General features: G+C 39.4%; 21 protein-coding genes and 1 tRNA gene. 15 read left to right on the plus strand and 7 right to left on the minus strand.

The window, feature by feature from the left end:
* Positions 1-221 precede the first annotated feature (221 nt).
* The 8 genes from ACMXYT_RS04595 to ACMXYT_RS04630 all read left to right on the plus strand — a co-directional run bounded on the left by ACMXYT_RS04595 (position 222) and on the right by ACMXYT_RS04630 (position 9063).
* Positions 222-298 (plus strand) — tRNA-Val (locus tag ACMXYT_RS04595).
* Positions 299-512: 214 nt separating this feature from the next.
* Positions 513-1535: a helix-turn-helix transcriptional regulator gene (locus ACMXYT_RS04600; RefSeq protein ID WP_415911916.1), complete on the plus strand. Its 1023-nt coding sequence runs from the start codon at positions 513-515 to the stop codon at positions 1533-1535.
* Between the two features lie 98 nt (positions 1536-1633).
* Positions 1634-2095, plus strand: coding sequence for a hypothetical protein (locus tag ACMXYT_RS04605; RefSeq protein ID WP_415911917.1), 462 nt, complete (start codon positions 1634-1636; stop codon positions 2093-2095).
* Positions 2096-2143: 48 nt separating this feature from the next.
* Positions 2144-2707 (plus strand): hypothetical protein, encoded by a 564-nt coding sequence (locus tag ACMXYT_RS04610; RefSeq protein WP_415911918.1) that lies wholly within the window; start codon positions 2144-2146, stop codon positions 2705-2707.
* Positions 2700-3191 (plus strand): hypothetical protein, encoded by a 492-nt coding sequence (locus tag ACMXYT_RS04615; RefSeq protein ID WP_415911919.1) that lies wholly within the window; start codon positions 2700-2702, stop codon positions 3189-3191. The genes ACMXYT_RS04610 and ACMXYT_RS04615 overlap by 8 nt, the downstream gene beginning before the upstream one ends.
* A gap of 122 nt (positions 3192-3313) precedes the next feature.
* Complete coding sequence (locus ACMXYT_RS04620; RefSeq protein ID WP_415911920.1) at positions 3314-4885, plus strand: type I restriction-modification system subunit M; 1572 nt, start codon at positions 3314-3316, stop codon at positions 4883-4885.
* Positions 4886-4896: 11 nt separating this feature from the next.
* Positions 4897-6126: a restriction endonuclease subunit S gene (locus tag ACMXYT_RS04625; RefSeq protein WP_415911921.1), complete on the plus strand. Its 1230-nt coding sequence runs from the start codon at positions 4897-4899 to the stop codon at positions 6124-6126.
* A 24-nt stretch (positions 6127-6150) separates the two neighbouring features.
* The gene (locus ACMXYT_RS04630; protein ID WP_415911922.1) at positions 6151-9063 is read left to right on the plus strand and encodes a type I restriction endonuclease subunit R; all 2913 of its coding nucleotides are present in this window, start codon (positions 6151-6153) and stop codon (positions 9061-9063) included.
* Between the two features lie 58 nt (positions 9064-9121).
* On the opposite strand, the gene ACMXYT_RS04635 is transcribed toward ACMXYT_RS04630, so the two are convergent.
* A complete protein-coding gene (locus ACMXYT_RS04635; protein ID WP_415911923.1) occupies positions 9122-9805 on the minus strand; it encodes a hypothetical protein in 684 nt (227 codons plus the stop codon).
* A gap of 102 nt (positions 9806-9907) precedes the next feature.
* Between ACMXYT_RS04635 and ACMXYT_RS04640 the strand changes: the two genes are divergently transcribed.
* The gene (locus tag ACMXYT_RS04640) at positions 9908-11305 is read left to right on the plus strand and encodes a hypothetical protein (protein WP_415911924.1); all 1398 of its coding nucleotides are present in this window, start codon (positions 9908-9910) and stop codon (positions 11303-11305) included.
* 107 nt (positions 11306-11412) lie between these two features.
* On the opposite strand, the gene ACMXYT_RS04645 is transcribed toward ACMXYT_RS04640, so the two are convergent.
* Positions 11413-11970 (minus strand): recombinase family protein, encoded by a 558-nt coding sequence (locus tag ACMXYT_RS04645; protein ID WP_415911925.1) that lies wholly within the window; start codon positions 11968-11970, stop codon positions 11413-11415.
* A 238-nt stretch (positions 11971-12208) separates the two neighbouring features.
* Between ACMXYT_RS04645 and ACMXYT_RS04650 the strand changes: the two genes are divergently transcribed.
* The 3 genes from ACMXYT_RS04650 (at position 12209) to ACMXYT_RS04660 (ending at position 15189) form a co-directional block, all read left to right on the plus strand.
* Positions 12209-13558, plus strand: coding sequence for an ADP-ribosylglycohydrolase family protein (locus ACMXYT_RS04650; RefSeq protein ID WP_415911926.1), 1350 nt, complete (start codon positions 12209-12211; stop codon positions 13556-13558).
* 2 nt (positions 13559-13560) lie between these two features.
* Positions 13561-14442 carry an HNH endonuclease gene (locus tag ACMXYT_RS04655; protein WP_415911927.1) on the plus strand — a complete coding sequence of 294 codons (882 nt, stop codon included), beginning with the start codon at positions 13561-13563 and terminating at the stop codon, positions 14440-14442.
* Between the two features lie 63 nt (positions 14443-14505).
* Positions 14506-15189, plus strand: a complete 684-nt coding sequence (locus ACMXYT_RS04660; RefSeq protein ID WP_415911928.1) for a hypothetical protein — start codon at positions 14506-14508, stop codon at positions 15187-15189.
* Positions 15190-15208: 19 nt separating this feature from the next.
* Here the strand turns inward: ACMXYT_RS04660 and ACMXYT_RS04665 are convergent, their stop codons facing one another.
* The gene (locus ACMXYT_RS04665) at positions 15209-15430 is read right to left on the minus strand and encodes a helix-turn-helix domain-containing protein (RefSeq protein WP_415911929.1); all 222 of its coding nucleotides are present in this window, start codon (positions 15428-15430) and stop codon (positions 15209-15211) included.
* Positions 15431-15469: 39 nt separating this feature from the next.
* Entirely contained in the window at positions 15470-16714 is a 1245-nt protein-coding gene (locus tag ACMXYT_RS04670; RefSeq protein ID WP_415911930.1) for a tyrosine-type recombinase/integrase, read from the minus strand.
* Between the two features lie 519 nt (positions 16715-17233).
* Between ACMXYT_RS04670 and ACMXYT_RS04675 the strand changes: the two genes are divergently transcribed.
* Together ACMXYT_RS04675 and ACMXYT_RS04680 are read left to right on the plus strand one after the other, a co-directional pair.
* A complete protein-coding gene (locus ACMXYT_RS04675; RefSeq protein WP_415900438.1) occupies positions 17234-17638 on the plus strand; it encodes a hypothetical protein in 405 nt (134 codons plus the stop codon).
* Between the two features lie 329 nt (positions 17639-17967).
* Positions 17968-19383, plus strand: coding sequence for a xanthine/uracil/vitamin C permease (locus tag ACMXYT_RS04680; protein ID WP_415900439.1), 1416 nt, complete (start codon positions 17968-17970; stop codon positions 19381-19383).
* Between the two features lie 78 nt (positions 19384-19461).
* Here ACMXYT_RS04680 and ACMXYT_RS04685 read toward each other — a convergent pair whose 3' ends face one another.
* Positions 19462-20361 (minus strand): diguanylate cyclase domain-containing protein, encoded by a 900-nt coding sequence (locus ACMXYT_RS04685; RefSeq protein ID WP_415911931.1) that lies wholly within the window; start codon positions 20359-20361, stop codon positions 19462-19464.
* 479 nt (positions 20362-20840) lie between these two features.
* Positions 20841-21056, minus strand: coding sequence for a hypothetical protein (locus ACMXYT_RS04690; protein WP_415900441.1), 216 nt, complete (start codon positions 21054-21056; stop codon positions 20841-20843).
* Positions 21057-21533: 477 nt separating this feature from the next.
* Here ACMXYT_RS04690 and ACMXYT_RS04695 point away from each other — a divergent pair, with 477 nt between their 5' ends.
* Positions 21534-21917, plus strand: coding sequence for a chemotaxis response regulator CheY (locus ACMXYT_RS04695; protein WP_415900442.1), 384 nt, complete (start codon positions 21534-21536; stop codon positions 21915-21917).
* 36 nt (positions 21918-21953) lie between these two features.
* Here the strand turns inward: ACMXYT_RS04695 and ACMXYT_RS04700 are convergent, their stop codons facing one another.
* Complete coding sequence (locus ACMXYT_RS04700) at positions 21954-22184, minus strand: EAL domain-containing protein (protein WP_415900443.1); 231 nt, start codon at positions 22182-22184, stop codon at positions 21954-21956.
* Positions 22185-22268 lie beyond the last annotated feature (84 nt).

Below are 22268 nucleotides of genomic sequence, written 5' to 3' on the forward strand. Positions count from 1 at the left end.
TGGTGGAAGTCGCCGGCTCGAGCCGAGCGTAGCGAGACCACATCGGAGCCTGCGTCGATAGCCCCGAAGGGGAAGGAGCGGAGCTATGTATAATCTGCTTGGTCTTACTCACCGGTTCGAAAGGGCTATTATCCCTTTATTTACTTTTTGCTGCTTGATCAAAGCAAGTGGCTGCGTATAATACGCCAACACCTGATCGCAACTTATCGCGATACAGATATAGGACTATAGCTCAGTTGGTTAGAGCGCTACCTTGACATGGTAGAGGTCGGCAGTTCGAATCTGCCTAGTCCTACCAGAATTCCTAATAAAATCAGTCAATTACGTTTATATGTGATTGGCTTTTTTTATGTCTGAAAGCTTTGTCTTGCATATGTCTTGCAAACCGGTAACTTATAGTAAGAGTTAATGAATAACTTTTCTATATTGAATTGCTTAATCGGATAGCAGTGACAAGGAGTATTGATACTAGAAATTATTTTACTATTTCTAGTATCAAAGAAGTGTATAGCATGAGTAGCGATTTAAGCCCCACCCTAAGACAGTGGTTCATTCTTTCTAGAATACCGCGCTACCCCAACAGTGTGAAAACCTCTGCCATCAAGGATTATCTTAACAGCCATGGGCATGACGTTAGTTCTAGAATGGTACAAAGAGATTTAGACGCCTTATCTTCTATTTCTTTATTTCCTCTTTGCAGTGAATCTGAGGGAAGATCAAATAAATGGTTTTGGCCAGCATCTAGCAAAGTCATTTCGTTTCCCTTCATGGATACGTCCGTAGCTCTTTCATTTAAATTGGCTAGGGAATATCTAGTAAATCTCCTACCTGTTGAAATTTTATCTGACCTAGAACCATTTTTTTCCCAGGCTAACGATACACTCAAAGCCAGCGGCTTTTTGGAAAGCGACTGGAGCGAGAAGGTAGCTGTAATCCACAGTGGACCGAACTTTCAACCTGACCCTGTAGAAGATGATATCAAGCAGCATATCTACTCAGCGCTCTTCCTAAACAAGCAGTTATTGGCGACTTATTCGTCCAAGAATAAAGATCCAAGAGATTACGTTATCCATCCACTTGGTTTAGTTTTGAAGTCTAAAGCTACTTACTTGGTTGGAACGATCAATTCCTACAGTGACGTTCGGCAATTTTCCATTAAGAGATTTAGTCAAGTAGAAGTCCTATCTGAAGATCTTGTGCCTCCCGATGATTTTTCCTTGAATAATTACGTGCACGAACAGAGGGAATTTCAATACCCGTCTTCTCAACATTCCCAAGTAATAAAGTTAAAAGCGAGCCAGAGCCTTTTGACATTCTTTACCGAGAATAAGGTCGCTGAAAATCAGACGATAAAGGAAATAAGTGATGGTTTATATCAACTCGAAGCGCGTACGGTGATTACCGAAGAGCTTAGCTGGTGGTTACTTAGTAGAGCTGATTTGGTCGAAGTTTTGGAGCCGGAGAGTTTACGTAATCAGATATTTGAACGCATAAGTAAGGCTATTGAAAACTATAAAGATTGCGTCATTGATTGACGCATACGCGAGCTATTCTCTTAGACGTTAGCCTCTAAGTTGCTAAAAGAAATGGGGCTTGCAAACTTGTTCCAAAAGCTGATCAGAGGCTAATGCAAATGAGTAAAGTAGAAATACTTAAACAATTTGGATTGAAACATATAGGTAAATGGGAAAAAAGTAATGAATATAAGTCGACAAAGCATTTATCTCATATACACGGAATAAATTTTGTAGTGCCCAATGAACTCAGACATGAACGTGATGTTGTGTATGCTTTTGAAGTAGAAGGGCAAGTTTTGTATGTCGGAGAGACTACGGTTGGAATCGCTTCAAGGTTTGGAGATTATCGGTATGGGAATTCAAACCCTCTAGATACAGATAATAGAATTAAGTGCAAAATCACAGAAACTCTCGAATCATCAAAGCAGGTAAATATTTGGTTTATGAAGCCAAAGGCGAGGTATCAGTTACCTAATTATGAATATATTGATGTTCCTGCAAGTAAGCCTTTGGAAGAAGTTCTAATAAACCAGATTCGACCTGTTCTTAATGTCAAAAACATCAACTCTACCCAGTAATATGGTTGAGTGGGATTTCGCTCCTTAAGAAATAAAAAAAGGAAATGTATGAATAACAATACGGATATCGATTGGAAGCTGCTCATCAGCAATGCTATGGATAATTTAACTGCTGAGGGGTATTCCAAGAAACTATATAGGCGTGGCTTTGAATTGGATCTTAGCTCTGATCTTTTGGACGAAATTTTAGGGCTATTGCCAGAAGGTTATGATGCCGCCCAAGAATACAAAAAGTACGATCTAGCGATTGTTGATATGGCTACTAGGGAGGTGGTTGTTGTCATCGAGTGCAAGTGCCAGATCTTTCATGAGAAAAAGCAAATAGAATCACAAATCGCGGACTTGAAGAAAAGGGATGGGGCTGCTCCGCATGTGTTCGGCATTATGTGGACAGCATTTATCAACAGTGTAGAGCTTAATAGCCCCTACATTGATCCCAAATATTTCAATAGATCAAAAAAAGGGATGCAAAGGAAAGAGACGCAATGTTCAGTTATTGAAAAAATTGAGCAGATGGTTGGTAAGGTATGCAAGCAAGTTTTCTATGATGATCCTCTAACGTATAGGGGCTATAACATTTCGATTTTAGGAACTTTGGTTGGCAATGAGTAAGAAAAAATACTTTCTAAAATACAGTGAAGTATTACATCAGTTAATTAACAGGGAAGATTACGACAATCCTGCAATTAAAGATCTGATCAGATACTCACTTAGACAAGCGATAAATCACGCAACAGATCTACCTGGTTACGACAACAAGCTAGGTGCATCCCTCATCAGTGAAAAGGCTCTTGAACAGATTGAAAATGGGGATTTGGACAATTTAGTTGGAGAACATGTTGTACCGGTTAGTGAGGTCAACCGAATTCTGCATCGAGGAAATCGATCTCTAGAAACTATCAAAAATCACATTCTTTCTTTTTCCACAAGAGCAGTCATAACTAAACAAGAAGATGATGTGTTACGAGAGCTTGGGTTGTCCAAGCAGATGCCTAAAAGTTGGGATGGTGAGTCAAGTTTGGATAGATATGAAGTTGCTAACATAAGATGTGTCAATAAACTGTACAAAGACGTTATTAAGACTCGCAAAGGCTAACTATTTGTTTTGTAATACGGGAATTATGATTTTTCAAAAGTTGTAGATAGAGCTTCGCTCTGTACTTATGCAATCTATTTTTACCTTTACTGCGGCACCCAAAATTAGAGATACCTCTCATCATGGTTGAACAACATAAAAAACAGCTCGAAAAACAGTTATGGAATATTGCCAATGCCTTACGTGGAAACATGAGTGCAGATGAATTTCGTGATTATATTTTAGGATTCATCTTTTATAAGTATTTGTCTGAGCGCATGGATATATACGCAGATGAACTTTTAAAGGAAGACGGCATTAAGTTTGATGGTATTGATGAAAATACTGATGAAGGCAAAGAGTACCTAAATGCCATTCAAGAAGAGGCCATCGACCACTTAGGTTACTTTTTAAAGCCGAGTGAGCTTTTCCATGTGCTAGCACAAAAAGGTGAGAGCGGTGAGTTTATCTTAGAAGCATTATCAGGGGTGCTTAACCATATTGAACAAAGCACTATGGGTACTGCCTCTGAAGATGACTTTAACGGTTTATTTGATGACTTAGATTTAACGTCAAACAAGTTAGGTAAAACGGAAAAAGCTAAAAACGAGTTGATTTCGAAAATCCTTGTTCACTTAGATGATATTGACTTCTTGCATCACGAAACAGAAATCGATGTATTAGGTGATGCTTACGAATACCTAATCGGCCAGTTCGCCTCTGGTGCTGGTAAAAAAGCCGGTGAATTCTACACTCCTCCAATGGTATCCAAGCTGCTAGCCAAGCTCGTAACTATGGGTAAAGACAAGCTGAAAAGCGTTTACGATCCAACCTGTGGTTCAGGCTCATTGTTGTTACGTGTAGCCAAAGAAGTTAAAGAGGTGGGCAACTATTACGGGCAAGAATCTAACCCAAGTACCTACAACTTAGCTCGCATGAATATGATCTTGCACGGTGTGCATTACCGTCAGTTTGATATTCAACAAGACGACACATTAGAACAACCACACCATGTTGAGAAGCGTTTTGAAGCAGTGGTTGCTAACCCTCCATTTTCTGCTAAGTGGAGTGCTGCAACTGGCTTCATGAGTGATGAACGTTTTCAAGACTATGGCAAGCTTGCTCCTGCCTCCAAAGCCGACTTCGCTTTTGTTCAGCATATGGTACATCAACTAGATGAAGACGGAACGATGGCTGTTGTATTGCCTCATGGCGTGTTATTCCGAGGTGCAGCTGAGGGGCATATACGTAAGCATTTAATTCAAGATAAAAATTATCTAGATGCGGTAATAGGCTTACCAGCAAATATCTTCTACGGTACATCAATCCCAACCTGTATTTTGGTGCTAAAGAAAAATCGCCCACATAGCGATAATATTCTGTTTATTGATGCGAGCCAGAGCTTTGGTAAGGCAACCAATCAAAATTATCTTCGAGCTGAAGATTTAGAAGCCATTTTAGATGCTGTCGAAAAACGAGAATTCAAAGAGAAGTTTTCATATGTTGCTCCTCTAAAACTTACATCGGAAAGTGAGTCTATAGAGGAGCACGGTTACAATTTAAATATACCGAGATATGTTGATACTTTCATTGAAGAGCCTCCTATTGATATATCTTCTGTATCTTCAAAATTGAATCAAGTTGAATCTTTACTATCCGAAACTGATGAAACTATTCAAAAGTTTTGTAAAGAACTTGATATTACTTGTCCGTAGGAGATCGATTTATGTCAAAACTGTCTCCTAGTGCGTCACCGACTTTAAGGTTTAATGGATTTAGTAAAGATTGGGCTCTAAATGAACTTGGTGATTACCTTACTTTTAAAAATGGGATAAATGCAGATAAAGAATCTTATGGTTCAGGGTATAAGTTTATTAATGTTTTAGACATCATTAATAATGACTTTATTACGAATGATTCAATAATTGGCTCGGTTAATGTAGATAAGAAAACTTTTGATAAAAATGAAGTTTCTTACGGTGATATTTTGTTTCAGCGTAGTTCTGAAAATAGAGAAGAGGCAGGACAATCTAACGTATATTTAGACAGAAATAAGACATCATGCTTTGGTGGATTCGTCATAAGGGGTAAAGCCCAAAAGCAATATAACCCTGTTTATCTTAATTTTTTGCTAAAAAGTGATCTAGCGAGAAAGGAAATTGTTACGAAAAGTGGTGGCAGCACAAGGTATAACGTGGGCCAAGATTCTTTAGCAGAAGTGAAGTTTTATATTTCTAGTGACGAAACAGAGCAACAAAAGATAGCAGATTTCCTATCTTCTGTAGATAAAAAAATCAGTCTACTGAAAGATAAACATGCCTTGTTGACTCAATACAAAAAAGGCGTGATGCAAAAGCTGTTTAAGCAAAAAATTCGCTTTAAAGATGATAATGGTAATGACTTTCCTGATTGGGAAACACTGAAGGTAAAAGATGTTACAACTAACTTTTCAAAACGAAACAAACAGTTAGTAGAAGCTGAGGTATACTCAGTTACAAATTCAAAAGGTTTTATACCTCAATCTGAGCAATTTGAAGGGCAAGTCGCAGGAGAAGATCTGGCTAACTACAAGATAGTCACGACTGGTGATTTCGCTTACAACCCAGCTAGAATAAATGTTGGTTCTATTGCTCAGTTTCATGGGGAAACTGCTGTAATTAGTTCTTTATACGTATGCTTTAAAACCAACTCAAATATTTGCGATAGATTTTTCACCCACTGGCTTCAACTAGATAAAACAAAATTTGATATCAATAGGTTTGGCGAAGGTGGAGTCCGAATTTATCTCTGGTATCCACTTTTTTCGATGATTCCTATTTCGCTACCTGTTTATTCTGAGCAAAAAAAAATAGCTGATCTCTTAGATTCGCTAGATAAAAAACTGGATTCTATAAACCAACAAATTGAACTTACGCAAACCTTTAAAAAAGGCTTGTTGCAGCAGATGTTTGTTTAAGGAACTGAGTTACAAGGAGTTAATGTGGCCTATCAATCAGAACAAGAATTAGAAAATAACTTAGTTGCGCAGCTTGTTAAAGGCAGCTTTGAAAAGGTTTCAATTACGGATGTTGCTTCGCTTACAGCTAACCTTAAAAAGCAACTTTCAAAGCTTAATGGCTTTGATATTAGCGATAACGAGCTAAAGCAAATTCGTAATGCCTTAGCAAAAGGTAACGTGTTTGATAAAGCTAAAACCCTGCGTGACAGGCTACAAATCAACAAGGACGATGGCACGGTTGGTTATGTTCGTTTTCTTGATGATGATTTTAGCAAGAATTACTTCCAGGTAACGCAGCAAGTTACCGTTGAAGGCCATTATAAAAACCGTTATGACGTAACGATCTTGGTTAATGGCTTGCCGCTAGTTCAAATAGAACTTAAGCGCAGAGGACTAGAGCTTAAAGAAGCGTTTAATCAAATTAATCGCTACCAGCGTCATTCTTACTGGGCTGAAGACGGCTTATTTCAGTACGTTCAAGTATTTGTTATTTCCAATGGCGTAAATACTAAGTATTACGCCAACAACCGCAAACAAAGCTTTAAACAGACCTTCTTCTGGGCTGATGTTACCAACGAGCGTTATACCGATTTAACTAAGTTTGCTGAAGTATTTTTAACGCCACAGCATCTAACCGATATGATCACTAAGTATGTGGTGCTGAATGAAACTGACCGCATTCTAATGGTGATGCGCCCGTATCAAATATACGCTACTGAAGCCATTATTGAACGAGTTGCAGAGCGTGAACAGATATTAGGTCAGAATCAATCAACTGAAGCGTTAAACGGCTATATTTGGCATACGACAGGTTCTGGTAAAACATTAACCTCTTTTAAAACTGCACAGCTATTAACTGGCGATAGCAAAATTCATAAAGTGGTGTTTGTAGTTGATCGTAAAGATTTAGATTACCAAACCAGTAAGGAATTTAACGGCTTTGCCAAAGGCTGTGTAGACAGTACCGACAATACCAAGTTGTTAGTTGACCAGTTTACTGACGCCCCTATTCCTGCCGATAAAGTAAATGAGAAGCGCAATACCAAACTTATTGTTACGACCATTCAAAAGCTCAATAACGCCATTAGCCACAAGCGCTATTCAAAGCGTATGCAACCGGTGCAGGATAAGAACATTGTATTTATTTTTGATGAATGTCACCGTAGTCAGTTTGGTGATACCCACCAGAAGATAACCAAGTTCTTCACTAACCACCAAATGTTTGGATTTACCGGTACGCCTATTTTTGTTGAAAACGCTGTTTCTAAGTCATCACGTAAATACACCACCACAGACTTGTTCAATAAAGCGCTGCACAAATACACAATTGTTGATGCGATTAAGGACGAGAATGTTCTTAAGTTCAACGTTGAATATGTTGGGCGCTATAAGAAAAAAGACAGCGGCACTGAAAGCAAGAACGAAGTCGATATTGAAGTTGAGGGTATAGACACTAAAGAGTTGATGGAATCAGATGTCCGATTAGAAAAGATCACTGATTACATCATTGCCCAGCATAAACGCAAAACTCATAGTAAAGAGTTTACCGGTATGTTTTGTGTGTCGAGCGTGCCTGCTTTAATTAAATATTACGAGCTGTTTGCGAAGAAAAAAGTCGAAGGTAAACACAACCTCAAGATTGCTACGATATTCTCGTATGCTGCCAACGAAGAAGACCCTGATGCGGATGGTTTAAACGAAGTTGTATTAGATAAAGTAGCCGAGCCACAGGCTGCTTATAGCCATAGCAGGGATAAACTAGAACAATTCATTGGCGACTATAACGAGATGTTTAGTTGTAGTTACACCACTAAAGACAGTGAATCGTTTTACAACTATTACAACGATATTTCCAAGAAAGTTCGTGAGCGTAAGATTGATATTTTGCTGGTTGTGAACATGTTCTTAACCGGTTTTGATAGCAAAACACTTAATACTTTATATGTTGATAAAAACCTTAAATATCACGGGTTAATTCAGGCATATTCACGCACTAACCGTATTCTGAATGAGCAAAAATCCCAAGGGAATATTGTTTGCTTCCGTAACTTGAAGGAACGCACGGATGATGCTTTGGCCTTGTTCTCCAACAAGGATGCGAAAGATACGGTGATCATGCCTCCATATGAAGATTTCTTAAAACTGTTCAATAAAGCTTTTGGTAGTTTATTGGCGATAGCCCCAGACCCTGATTCGGTAAATGATTTAGAAGATGAAAATCAGGAGCTAGAGTTTGTTAAGGCATTTAGGGAGTTGATGAGACTTAAGAATATCTTGTCGACTTTTGCCGATTTTACTTTTGATGATGTCAGACCATCAGAGCAAGAGTTCGAAGACTATAAGAGCAAGTATCTGGATCTTCACGATAAGGTAAAGACCGACAACGCCAAAGACAAAGAATCAATTCTTGAAGAGGTGGATTTTGAACTAGAGCTTTTGGCAATGGATGTAATCAATGTCGCCTATATTCTGCAGTTGCTAAGCAAGCTTAAACAAGCAGAGAATGAAGAAGACTATCAATATCAATACAAAGCGCTTATGCAAGTCGTTGGTGGTGATCCTTCTTTACGAAGTAAACAAGAGCTCATTGATAAATTCATTAAAGAAAATCTACCAGACGTTAAATCCGCAGAGGACGTCGATGATGCTTTTTCTGCATACTGGGAATTGGAAAAAGAAAAAGCTGCCAATGAGTTGGCGGATGAAGAAAACTTGATTCCTGAGAGTGTTAAAGATTTGGTTGAACGGATGATCTTCAGCAACCAAGAGCCTTTACGTGAAGATATAGTGGCTACAATGGAAAAACCTCCAAGTGTATTGCAGCGTAAAAAGGTGATTCCTCGATTGGCTGAGAGGTTCAAGGGCTTCGTGGATACTTTTTATAGAGATATGTAAGAATACCAATAATAGAAATTTACAGTTTCGCTAGCCTTAGCTAACTTGTGCATGCATTTTAGTTAAGGCTTTTATTTTCTTTAAGTCTCTTATAAGCTCTGGAAATTGTCATTTTCGTGATCACCTTATATCCGTCGATTTTGACACCTTTTCGGTTTAACTCGTCTGCTATCGATTGATAGCTTCTCTTAGTGTCATTGGGAAGCAGTTCAATCTCTTTAATAAGCTTTTCTGCCTTCTGGCTAGCTGTTGATGCTCTTTTCGCATTAGCTGCAGTTGTATCAGTATTTCTAATTTCTTCAAAGTAAGGGTTTCCTATTTCTCCTCCGAAAACTTTCTTACTATGTAGAGTATTTTGCATACCTATAGAGATTTTGTTTCGTCTATTTACTTCTTTTGCAATGTACTCTTCTAGAGTATGGCCGTTTATTTTTTGAGCGGGCCAGGTTAGAAACAGTAAATCATTTTCTATCAGTTGCCTAAGCGTCAAAAGTGCTTCCAAGGATTGAAATTTCTCTAGGCTACTAAACAAAACAAGATTCAATTCGTTCTTTAAGCAGTCGTTCACTGTCGACTGTAAGACCTTTAGTGCTTTGTTCTTCATAGTGGGGGAGTTGGTGAACCCATGTAAAAGCTGACTGTTAAATTCGTTTTGATCCTGTTGACTCAGAAAATTATTAAATTTTTCAACTATTTCTTGTTGTGTAAAGTTTTCAAGAATCAACAGTTTGAACTGCTTCATAGGATCCGCTCAGATACATTCTGTGTGGGTGTAACATATCGCAAGAAGATGATGGCAATCAAATAAATAACTAATTCGAAATCAAATGATTGAGAACTAGTTATGAATAGAACATTAGATGAAAAATTCTGTCACACCTTAAGCGATAACGTAGAAGGTTTTTCTGAATTTTCCTATGAAGAGCAAAGAACTACAGCCCACCTTGTTCAGCACAACCTTACTTGTGATCAGTTTAAGCATTCGAGCTACCCCGACTGTTTTTATGCATCTCATGCCTTCCTCAACAAGGTGTATGGTCGTACTAAATTTGAAGAAAAAATGAAGAGCCTAAAGCCGCAGCTTATTTCTGTTGAGCATGGGTACGATGTTTCTGGGCGTGAAACGAAAGCATACAAGCTGACCGATGAAGCCCAAATGCTTTTTGAAATGTACCTTGATAAAATCATTGAAGAAGGGGCAGCGCCAATTGAATTGACAAGCGGGAAGCGTCTAAGAAAGGGGCGAGCTAATGCGGTTGCTTCCAAGGATCATCATGGATTCGCCGTAAAAAGCAGTATCAAAATACCTTCATGGCAAACTATAAATATCCCAGCTTTATTTCAATATAAAGACCTACTAAATAACGACCTGATTTTTGCTAAAAACAATCAGAATATTCCTTACCTCAAGCAGGAATACGGTGAAAAATTTCTTAGCAAAATTCAAAGATGCCTGTATCAGGTTATTCAGCTAATTGCCTATGCACAGGCAGGATTTCACCTAGGGCAGCTTTATCTACGATACGATGAAGCGGATGGTGGACGCCTGTATGGGAAAGGTTTACATCTTCAGAATGTTTCTAAAATAGTCCGAAATGCTGCGTTGGCCGAGTGCTATGACTATGACATAGAAAACTGTCATTTTTCGTTAATGTACCAACTAGCATCGAAACAAGGTGAAGAATGTTTAGGTATCAAATCGTATATGGATAACAAACGATTGTATCGGGAGCGTATAGCCTCTGATCTTGACCTGAGCATAGATAAGGTAAAAACCTGTCTAATAGCAATAATGTATGGCGCTACCCGATCCAGGCGCAATCAAGATGCTATACCTTCAGAAATTGGGCTACACAAAGCAAAACAATTTTATAGACACCCAATTGTAGAACGGCTGTTTTACGATATAACCAAGGCTCGTAAAGTAATAATTGGGGCTTGCGCTAAGTCCAATGGTCGATACAAGAATGCGATGGGTAAGTTTATCGCAGGTACAGAGCAACATAGCAAAGTTCTTGCACATATCATGCAAGGTTTAGAAGCGAAAATTCTTACTATAGTTGCTGGTATTTACCCAGATCAGATTGTGCTTTTACAACATGATGGTTGGGTCACGAAAGCCGAAATTGATACCCAAATTATCGTAGATACAGTGGTTAAAGAACTGGATATTAATATACAGATAACAGAACAGATGATAGAAAGCAGGTCATATGAAGATATGAAAGAAGTAAGTAATTAATACTATTAGTTTACATATTGTTAGATGAAAATCCCTGAATGCCTTGGTAGGTGGTGGCTTCAGGGAAATCACGAAAAGTAATTGCAGACTGAATCAACCATCAACGTTTAACCTTCATTACGATATCTTTTTAATCGGTAGTAAGTGGCCCTGGAAATGCCGGTACGTTCTAGGACATCTTTAATCGGTTTATCACGATTAATCATTTCTATAGCTTTATCTGTGCCCTTGTGAGGCTTTCTACCAAACTTTACACCAGCGGCTAGTGCTTCAGCTCTTCCTTCATTAGTGCGCTCTAGAATACGTTCCCGTTCGGCTTGTGCAACTGCCGATAAAATAGTAACAACCATTTTTCCCATAGAACCATCGGTACGTATACCGTCATCCAGGAAATGGACAGAGGTACCTTGGGTATCAAGTTGTTGAATGATTTGGACCATATCAAGGGTGTTTCTTCCTAGCCTATCAAGTTTAGTAACGAGTATCACATCCCCTTCTTCTGCTCTTGTTAACAACTTTTGCAGTCCTTCCCGATTGTCTGTTTTACCGCTAGCGGTATCAGTAAAAATTCGGTCTTTCCTAACACCCTGATCGATTAGTACTTTTATTTGGTGGTCGAGCTTTTGTTGATTTGTACTTACACGTGCATATCCCAGTAAAGCCATATCAGCACCTTTTAATCTGTATCAATAATCGATTATGATACTGATTGGTATCATAATGTCAAAAGTCGACTTTTGATACTCTAGATTGTAAGGTAGCTTGTGGGTATCAAATATTATAAATTTTGATACAGGTGGCTTTTTCGCACATTAAGAGGGTTAGGTGATTAAATTTTCTATGCGTCACTATATGACGTTCTTATGATGTAAGATCGATATCAAGTATCTCAAGGAGGGGTCTATGGATAGGAATGATCGATTACGGGGAATGATGGTTGGTTTAGCTGTAGGTGATGCTTTAGGGGCCCCTGTAGAGTTTAAACCTCGAGATTCATTTCCAGAAGTAACAGGGTACCAAGATGGTGGGCCACATAATTTAAAAGCTGGCTACTGGACTGATGATACATCAATGGCTCTTTGCACCGCGATGAGCATACTCCAAAATGGTGAACTAAATCAGGATAACCTGTTAAAGAACTATCTTCGATGGTATCGAGAAGGTTATCTATCAAGTACAGGAGTTTGTTTTGATATTGGAAATCAAACTCGTGAAGTGCTTGAGGTTTTTGAAAAGGCCAAAAAGTATGCCTTGATCAGAGTGCATATGCCTGATTCTGATAGAGCAGGTAATGGGGCTTTGATGAGGCTTGCGCCAACAGTAGTGAAATTCCACTCAAATCCAAAAGAAGCAATCAAAGCAGCTGAGAAGGACGCTAAAACAACTCACTGGGATAAGCGATGTGTTGATGCGAATAAAGTTTATGCACTATTGATGCTTCGAACATTGGAAGGTCTAGAAAAAGAAGCAGTCTTAGATCCCCCAGAAGTTTTTAGTGTACTTGGTGAATTGCATCCCGAAATATCTGAAATTGTCGGCGGTAGTTATCGATATCTTACTAGGGATGCCATTGAATCTACTGGGTATGTGGTTCATTCACTAGAAGCAGCTCTGTGGTCATTCTACCAAGCTAATTCTTTTGAAGAGGGGGCTAAACTAGCCGTAAATCTAGGTGGTGATACGGATACTATTGCTGCTATTTATGGTCAGTTAGCTGGAGCTTATTGGGGATACAACGCGATTCCTAATGAATGGGTTAAGAATCTATACCAGTATAAGAAAATTGTTGTGTTGGCTGACCTGCTGACTGATGGGATAAGCGATCAGTTAATCAACCTTGTTGCAGAATCAACCGAAGTACCTCTTCCCCCGCAGCCTATCTCCTATGAAGAGCAGAAGCTTACAGAATCAAATGAAACTGGTGTTAAAAATCGCAAAAGCTTCGGTGAAATTTCGGAGATGCCTAGCGAACATAGGTGTATAGAAATGTCAGCTGAATATACAGATCGCGAACTAGAGCTTATAAAACGCGGTTGTGACGAAAAGATGATGATGTACTTCGAGGATAATAAGCTTTATATGCATTATAAAGGCGATGGAACTTGCCATTACATTGTTGAATTTGATGGTCACAAGGCTTTCCGTGCATTAATTAACCCTAGAGGCCCGGCCCCAAAAGAAAATCCTGAACATGAAGCTTCTTTCATTTCAGGATGGATAGCTCTTTTGCTCTCGTCTCAAGATGGGGCTTGAGTATGAATCAAGAGGAATTGAATCATAAGCTAAATAGTACAGGGAAGGGCTGTTTTGTAAGATACTTTGGGCTATTTGAAGACTTTGGTCTATCTAATTCTGAAGTCGCTAAGATGATTTCAAATGAAAACAATTATAGCCCCCAATCTTGTTTAACAAGGGTCTCTAATGCTAGGTCGATTATAAACTCTGGTTGTAGTAAGAGAGCTTTAGAAATCGTATTAAAATCAAATGCTAGCAGTAAAACCAGAAAAAGAGCGACTCAGTTGATAGAAAGCCTTTTTATCAGTGAAGACAATGATCATGGTATACACAAAAAGCCTTATCATGCTGTTTTTAAAATGCCAACTGTAAGCAAAATATCTAGTCGTACTTCCAGCATTACAAATGCATTCATCAATGCTGTAGTTCCGGTGATCTACCCTGATGAAGGAGAGATAAGGCAAGCACTAAATATTTTAGAAATAAAGCCCGAAAATGTTACGTGCTCATATTGTGGTGATAAGGCAACTGAGTGGGACCATCTGAGAGCTTTAGTCAAAGATCAAAGACCAACAGGCTACATCTCTGAGATTAGAAATCTTGTGCCTGCTTGTGGGAAATGTAATCAGTCAAAAGGTAATAAACCTTGGAAAGAGTGGATGACTGGCGAAGCTAAATTGTCACCAGCATCAAGACGAATTCCTAGATTACAAGAACGCATAATTAAATTAGAAAAGTATGAACAATGGGGCAATGTTAAACGAATAGATATTGGTGCCCTAGCAGGTAATGATCTTTGGGAAAAACACTGGGAAAATTGGGCATTAATTTTAGATTATATGAAAGACGCTCAACATCTAGCTGAAATTATTCGGCATAAAATAGATCAGTCCAGCACATAGTAGTAGGTTTATATAACAAGTCCGCCAGCTATATAAACGTATTAATAATATAGGGATATATAAATGAGACGTTCTTATGAGAAAGTTTGTGATGGGTGTGGAGCAGAGCTAAGGATTACAGATTCAGGTGTAGATGAATGGGTTGTTTATGATGTGGAAACTGATCAGTTACACTTGTGTAACACACAGCCCACTAATGATGACGGTCCACTTACTGTAAGAACTAATTGTTGGTTCTGTGATGCAGACGTATTCTTTTTCCGAGATAAAAATGGGGGAATAGCCCTTTTCGACAATCTTGGTGCTCCTTGGCCGAAACATCCATGCTGGAACAACTATTCCAAATATCAAGAAATCTATAAAAGAAAGCTATATAAAACCCTCCAGAAGAATAATCTATCTCGGCGGAAGGGGAGTTATGATTTCATAAAGAGCGGTATTAGTATCAAAAAGCCTTGTACTACTATTCGACTGGTTTCCGAAGACCATAAGGCCCTTGATAAAGCGGTTTCAAATATAGTTAACCTAATTAATGCTATTAAAATTAAGAATATTCACGCTATTCCATTACCTGTGCGAGTTCATACCGTTAATACTAAGGGCGTTAAGCTGCACAATAGGGTCATTAATCTTGTACATAGCTTTTCTTCCAATGATGAAAATAAATTGCTTCTTCTGATGAGGGGATTGCAAACGTTTAATATACCTAATGTGGTAGGCGTAACAATCGAGACAGAATATACATAGCAGCTTATGCACACCAAATCTAATCAGTGTGACATGTAGAATTCTGCTTTGGAAATTGCTGTAACCATATCAGCAGATCTTCACTTAGATACTTCACTTGACGGCCTAATTTAATGAATGGGGGCGATTCTACACCACACAGTGTCCCTTCCATTCGAGACCGTCTCAAAGTGTATTCACTTAGTTTTAAAAAATCGGCTGCTTCCTTTGAAGTCAGTACCTTATCAATTTCATTCTTCATACTTTTTATCTCGTTGATTGTTTCATTATTTATATGAGTTCAATCAACGAGTAATGAAACTGTATTAGCTTTATGCTCAGGAGCAAGGTGGGCATAGCGAAGGGTCATCTTGATATTGTGATGCCCCAATAGTTCCCTAACTGTATTTAGGTCAGCGCCTCGTGTTACGAGTTTGCTAGCAAAGTGATGCCTTAGATCGTGAAATCTGAAGTTAGATATCTTCGCTTTAGTTAAGATTGTATCCCAGGATTTTTTGATGCTTGTTAGCTTTGAGCCATCTGTTGAAGGGAATACAAAACCTTCAGTTGGATTTATTTCTTTCCATTTTTTTAGCAGCGCAACAGCTTCTGAGTTTAATGGGATATATCGTGTCTTAGATGATTTTGTTGCAGCTGCTCGGACAATCAACAAAGGGGTTGTTGATTTGAGGTCTATGTCATCCCAGCATAAGTTAAACAATTCACCTCTTCGTAAGCCAGTATTCATAGCTAAAATAACCATTGGACTTAGATAGTCTGTGGGGTAGTCAGTTTTATGTTCTGGAAATAAAGGGTAGCCCCTATCATACCGCCATTTATTACATTTCGACCGTTTTTCCTTGGCTATTAAATCTCTAGCGCTGAGAGCATCCCTAAGTCGCTTTTCTTCATGTTTATCCAAGTATCGAACATTTGGATCAGTCACTTCTTTTAGTGGCTTGAGTTTCGATAAAGGGTGGTTTTCAATGATGTCCCATTCTACTGCTTTAGCCATAGCTGCTTTTAAACATGATAGGTTACGGTTGATTGTTGCTGGTTTTATATCGTTTTGAAGCTTTTTAGAACGCCATTCCGTAACCATGGCTTTTGATATTTCGTAAAGTGGTTTATCAAACCATTGCTTAAAGTTATATTCGATTTTATCTATCGTAGCCTGACCAGACTTATGAGTGTTTAGTACCCATGGTTTGTACTTTTCTTCAATAAAAACACCTAGTAGTTGATCTTGTCGAAGTGAATCACGAGCTTTTGCTTCCTGCTTTTCTTTCTGTATATCAGTCCCATCTGCGATTTGGCCAACCGCTTTAAGTGCTAAATTGCGAGCTTGCTTAGGGGTGATATTGCCGTGTTTACCTAATGTGTACTCTCGGGCTTTATTATTGAAGCGATAGAACACCCCATAAGTCATGCGGCCAGAGGGTCTGACTTTAATAAAGAAGTTCGCTATTTCTGTATCCCATGCTTTGTAAACGTTAGTGCTTGGTTGAAGTTTATTGATGTTGCTATTGGTTAGTTTTAGTTTCATCTAGTTGCCTTTTGTCTTGCATATGTCTTGCAAAAGGAACAAACAAGGGCAAACAAGGTAAAACTTCTATTGCACTTTGTTTCTTTGGTAATTCCTTTTGTATCAACTATTTATGTGCGCTTTAGGTGCGCCTATGTTTTTAGTTGTTTGCAAGAAATACGTAGTCAAAAGCGTTGACATGGTAGAGGTCGGCAGTTCGAATCTGCCTAGTCCTACCAGACTTAAGAAACCACCTAAAGGTGGTTTTTTTGTGTCTGGAGGACGGCAGATGAAAACTGCCGAAGGCAGTCGAGCCGAGCGAAGCGAGACCACATCGGAGCCTGCGACGATAGCCCCGCAGGGGAAGGAGCGCAGCGACGTATAATCTGCTTAGTCCTACCAAGATTTAAAGAAGCCCGCACTTGTTGCGGGCTTTTTGCATTTTACGACATACCATCCTTGAGCGAACTTATAAATCCGTTGTTGCAACCCTGTCTATAATGATTGAGATAGTGAATTAGATGTTAAGCGAGCTGAAGTATGGGTTATAACCCGCATGGTCATTACGAGTTATGGGTGGAAGGCACGACTTTATTTGCCAAAGTAAGCGGCTCATGGAATATGGAATGTGCGCAGGAGTTTGAAAAGGAATTTATGGCATTAGCGCAGCACTTTTCAGATGGATGGGGGCATATTGTTTGCCTAAATGACTGGGAGTTAGGAACCTTAGAGGTTTCGGAAGTCATTGAGCGGTTAGTCGAGTGGTGTATCGTAAATGGCCTTGAAAGAGCTGCGAATGTATATCAGCCTTCTGCCCTGAAACATGCTGTTATAAATAAGATGATTGTTTCTGAGCAGGATGGTTTTGTGCGTGCTGCTTTTGACAACTTACAAGATGCTGCTGACTGGCTGACCGAAGAGGGGTTTCCTACAGCTATAGAGTAAGTTTTTGATATTAATTTGTGCCCCTTTCTAAGACAGACATTCAATCTTTATTGTTTTGCATCGCCAAATAAAAGCCGAATATTCCCGTATTTTCCCTGCCTTTTTACCCGCCCATTAAAGATCTGTATGTATTTGTAATCTTTTGTAACATTCTGTTTTTATTTGTAATGCTTTGTTTTAATTGGGGAAAACCCTAATACTTTAGGGGTGTTTTTTTACTAAAGTAGAATGCTCTAATATCGCTTACTGCGTTGCAGCAAATTATGGTGGCTCCACCTAGGTCAGGATGAACATTTTCTGATCAAAATTAACGCAGCAAGGTGGACAAAATGGCACTGATAAAAAGAAGTCATGGAGCTGAACACCCATATTGGGGGTTCGGGCCATTCAAAATTCGACTACCGCTAGTACATTACCGTTTAGAGACCCCGGAGATTATTCAGGGCTTGGTGATGTTCGTTGTAGGTTTGGCAATGATTCCATTACTGGAGAAGTATTTGGGTATGCCGTACGAAGCTGCCCTTGCTTTTACGTTTATTGCTGGCCTTGGTTATATTCTTCCGGCCTTACTGGGTGTACCTCTGGTTCCGGGGTGGATTACGCCGGCGATTCCTGTCGTTATTCTTTACCTCAATGGTTTTGAACCTGGTCCTGAAGCGATCAAAGCGATGTTTGCTTTGCAGATTGAGGTAACACTGATTTTCCTTATCTTAGGGGCAACAGGTTGGGGCTCTAAGTTGGTGAATGTCATTCCTAACTCCCTTAAAGCCGGGATTATCATTGGGGCAGGTATTGCTGCGATGATGGGCGAGCTTAAGGTGGGTGGTCGAATTGATGCGACACCCGTTTCTCTTATCGTCGGTTCGATTATTTCTGCTTACGTGTTGTTCTCGTTATCGTTTAAGAACGTGATTGATTCCAATCCACTAGCCAAGAAAATTGCTAACTTCGGCATGGTGCCGGGTATGTTGATTGCGATGGTTGTGGGTTGGTCTGTAGGTGAATATCCGCTGCCAGCAATTGAGTGGGGCATCACTCAACCAGATTTCGCTTTGATGGCTGAGTATCTAGTCTTTGCGGTTGGTTTCCCTGATTTAGATGTTTTCTTATTAGCTATTCCGACAGCCATTATTGCTTACGTAATCGCTTTTGGTGACATCATTGTTGGCTTTACCTTGGTAGATCGTGTTGACCATATTCGTGACGATGAGAAGATCGAATCTAGCGTAGACCGCGTTCACTTAGTAACTGCGATTCGTAACGGTATTCATGCTTTCTTTGCGCCATGGCCGGGTTTGGCAGGGCCTTTATGGACTGCAGCACACGCAACGGTAGCTGAGCGTTATGCGATGGGTCGTAAAGCGATGGATTCTATCTACAGTGGCGGTGGTACGTTCTGGATCACGGGTTTAGTCGCACTGTTTATCTTACCTCTAGTGACTCTGTTTAAGCCTGTATTGCCAATCGCACTATCGCTGACGTTGGTTCTGACTGCTTACATCTGCATCATGGTAGGTATGGAGCAGTTGAAGAACCCTACTGAGCGTGGTGTTGCGGGTATTGTTGCGGTAACGCTAGCGATGCCTGATCCAAAATCTACAGTGTATGCAGTAGGTATTGGCTTGATTTTGTACTTCTTGATTGAGCGTCCGAAACTGATGGGTAAGCACAATCCGGGAGACGAGGTCATATTTGCTGATGGTGATGATTCTCAGCCTAAACAAAAGGAAAAAGAGATAGCGTAAACCATATAGGTTTTAGAGCCCGATCAGTTGATCGGGCTTTTGATTATAAATCATTTTAATAAATTGAATCTTAATGGCCTAAGCTACTTGGAGCTGATTCCTTCCTAGCTTCTTTGCTCTGTAAAGTGCTGTATCAGCTGTTTTTAATAAAGGGATGATCTCAGAGCCATGTTGGGGGTAAAAAGCAATACCGGCGCTCGCGCTAAGATTGATGGCTTGTGATTCTATACGATAGGTGTTGTTTAGGGTCTCAATGCTTCGTTGGATTGAGGATATAGCCTCTTCCATTGACTTAATATCCTCTAAAACAACGACGAATTCATCGCCTCCTATACGTGCAACTGTATCCGAACTACGGCATGAGTTTACAAGCCTTTCAGCCATTAATCTCAAAACTGAATCGCCAATATGATGACCGTATGTGTCATTTACAGGCTTGAATTCATCTAAATCGATAATAGCTACCCCGATTAGTTGCTTATTTGCTTGAGCTTTTTCAATAGCTTCTTCTAATCGTTGTTCTAGTCGCGAACGATTGGCCACTTGGGTTAGATGATCTAAGCGCGATAGCCGGATAATTTCCTGCTCTGCTTCCTTCCGCTCTGTAATATCAGTGGCCACTAATCCGGTTGCAAATAAGTTTCCTTCAGAATCAGAGATAGGGAATTTAATTGAAAGGTAGTCACGAATTTTTCCATCTACCGGTGCTTTTTCTTCAACGGTAATGACTTTGTTTTTCTCGATAACTTCTAAATCAGCTTGTCTAAAAGCCGTGGCAATATCTTGCGGGAATAATTCGTGATCGGTCTTACCGCAGAAGCTCTGCTTTTCTTGGTGGAATAAACGTGAATATTCCTGATTTACATAGAGGTAACGTCCATCTAAACCTTTCGCACCAATAACTGCCGAAGCGTTATCTGCAATCGCTTCAAACAGGTTTAGTCGTTGTTGTAATTGTTCTAATTCAGATTTTTCCACGTTCTACCTATATCCATTGAGCCTTAGGTAAGCCTAGTAGTTGTTTTTCTTGAATGAAAGTTCGCAATTCTCTTTGCTCTTATAAACTGCAGCTAGACTCGGAAATTAGCTCCATATTTCCCGTCGACATCAACCTAGGTAGATAAATCATCCTTACCTTGAGAGCGGGATGACTTATTCCATAGTTAAGAATTTTTTCACATGCGTAACGTGCGAACTTTTTATCCTCGGGTCTTTGTCTTAGTAATCCAATCAATAGCGTATAGGGCGACTCCCATCTGGCTTGACCAACGAGAGGTTCGGATCCGCTTGTAAATATATTTACTATTGATTGGTGATGTACGCTGTATTGGGCATTTGCGTAATTAAAAGTGAAAGAAAGGCTCAATACAAAAACGATAAAAATTTTATTGATCATGACACTAGAAATACATAAAGGCGTTATTGGTTTTGATAAGTACGATGTAGCCGCGGCTTCTTTAACTCACTGTAATGCCGTAGCAATCTTTAAATGAGCTCTCTGACATATGGCCCAAATAACTGAACGATACTAGTGGGCTACTAGCAGGTGCTTTAGCTTGATCTCTTGCATCTTTTACTGCTGTATTGCTCGTACCATCTTCAGCTAGGCGTGCTTGATAGATTACTGTTTGGGTATATCCATTTTGAAAAGAATAACGGTACCAATGTTTCATAGTGAGTTCTTTAACCTGAGATTTGAGTGTTAATCAGAGTTCACCTTTGATAAAGATGCTCTATTAAAATCTGTCCGGACGAAACCTGTGAGATTTCGTGGAAATTACAGTCTTGCTTGTGACAAAGCTGCATTAATCTATGGTGTACATAGTACGGAAGAATATTTTTACCTTGTAGGTAAAAATAGGTCAAATTTGTTTATATTTGTGTTTCAACTAGCTACAAATCAATGGGTTATGGTTTTTTGTATGTTTGAATTTTTGGTTAAAATATAGGTAAAATTTTAATCAAAATTTAGTTGTAATCCTCTCTAAAGATATTATTCTCCCTCGCCTAAATTCTCGTATCGTTTTGACCTACTGAGTTGGTCGTATGAGCCAAGGAATAAGCCTGAGTCGTATAGGACTTGTTCGTAGGCTCCTTAAGCTAATGACGTGTGTTGAGAGGGTGTTATCAGATTAGGTAAGAAAATTTCTGTGCAAAAAAATATCAAAATTCTAGTGGTTGATGATTTTTCCACGATGCGCCGGATCATTAGGCAGTTGCTGGGGCAAATCGGTTTTCATAATATTGTTGAAGCCGAGGATGGAGTGAAAGCTCTAAATATTCTGAAAGGGGGTAATATTGATTTTGTACTGACCGATTGGAATATGCCTCATATGTCGGGCTTGGAACTATTGAAAGAAATCCGCCAAGCACCCCAATTATCAAAGATACCAGTGCTAATGGTGACCGCTGAATCGAAGAGAGAGCAGATAACGGCGGCTGCGATGGCTGGTGTGAATGGCTACATCATTAAGCCTTTCTCGGCGGTCACCTTGCAAGAAAAGGTCAACAAGGTTTTTGAAAGGTTACAGTAACTCATTTATATCATCACTGCTTTATGCTGGGTCGCTCTACTTAGTTACATCTCTATGGATGAGTTGTGTTACATCTTTTAATGGTAAGGGGCGCGAAGAATAATAACCTTGGATATATTCACAGTTTTGATCTTGTAACCATTTAAGCTGATCCAAGGTTTCTACCTCTTCTGCGACAACAGACAGCTTTAGGCCTTGGGCCATTTTTATGATGGAAGACGGAATACATCGATCACCTTCATCGTTAGGTAAACCATTAAAAAACATTGATTGATCTCTATTAAGCAAAATAAATGATATAGCTAATATACTCCCTAAGTTGGCTTATATATGAAGCTTTCTGTAGTTATA

Source organism: Neptuniibacter sp. QD37_11 (assembly GCF_047778105.1).
In the GTDB taxonomy this organism is placed as follows: Bacteria; Pseudomonadota; Gammaproteobacteria; order Pseudomonadales; family Balneatricaceae; genus Neptuniibacter.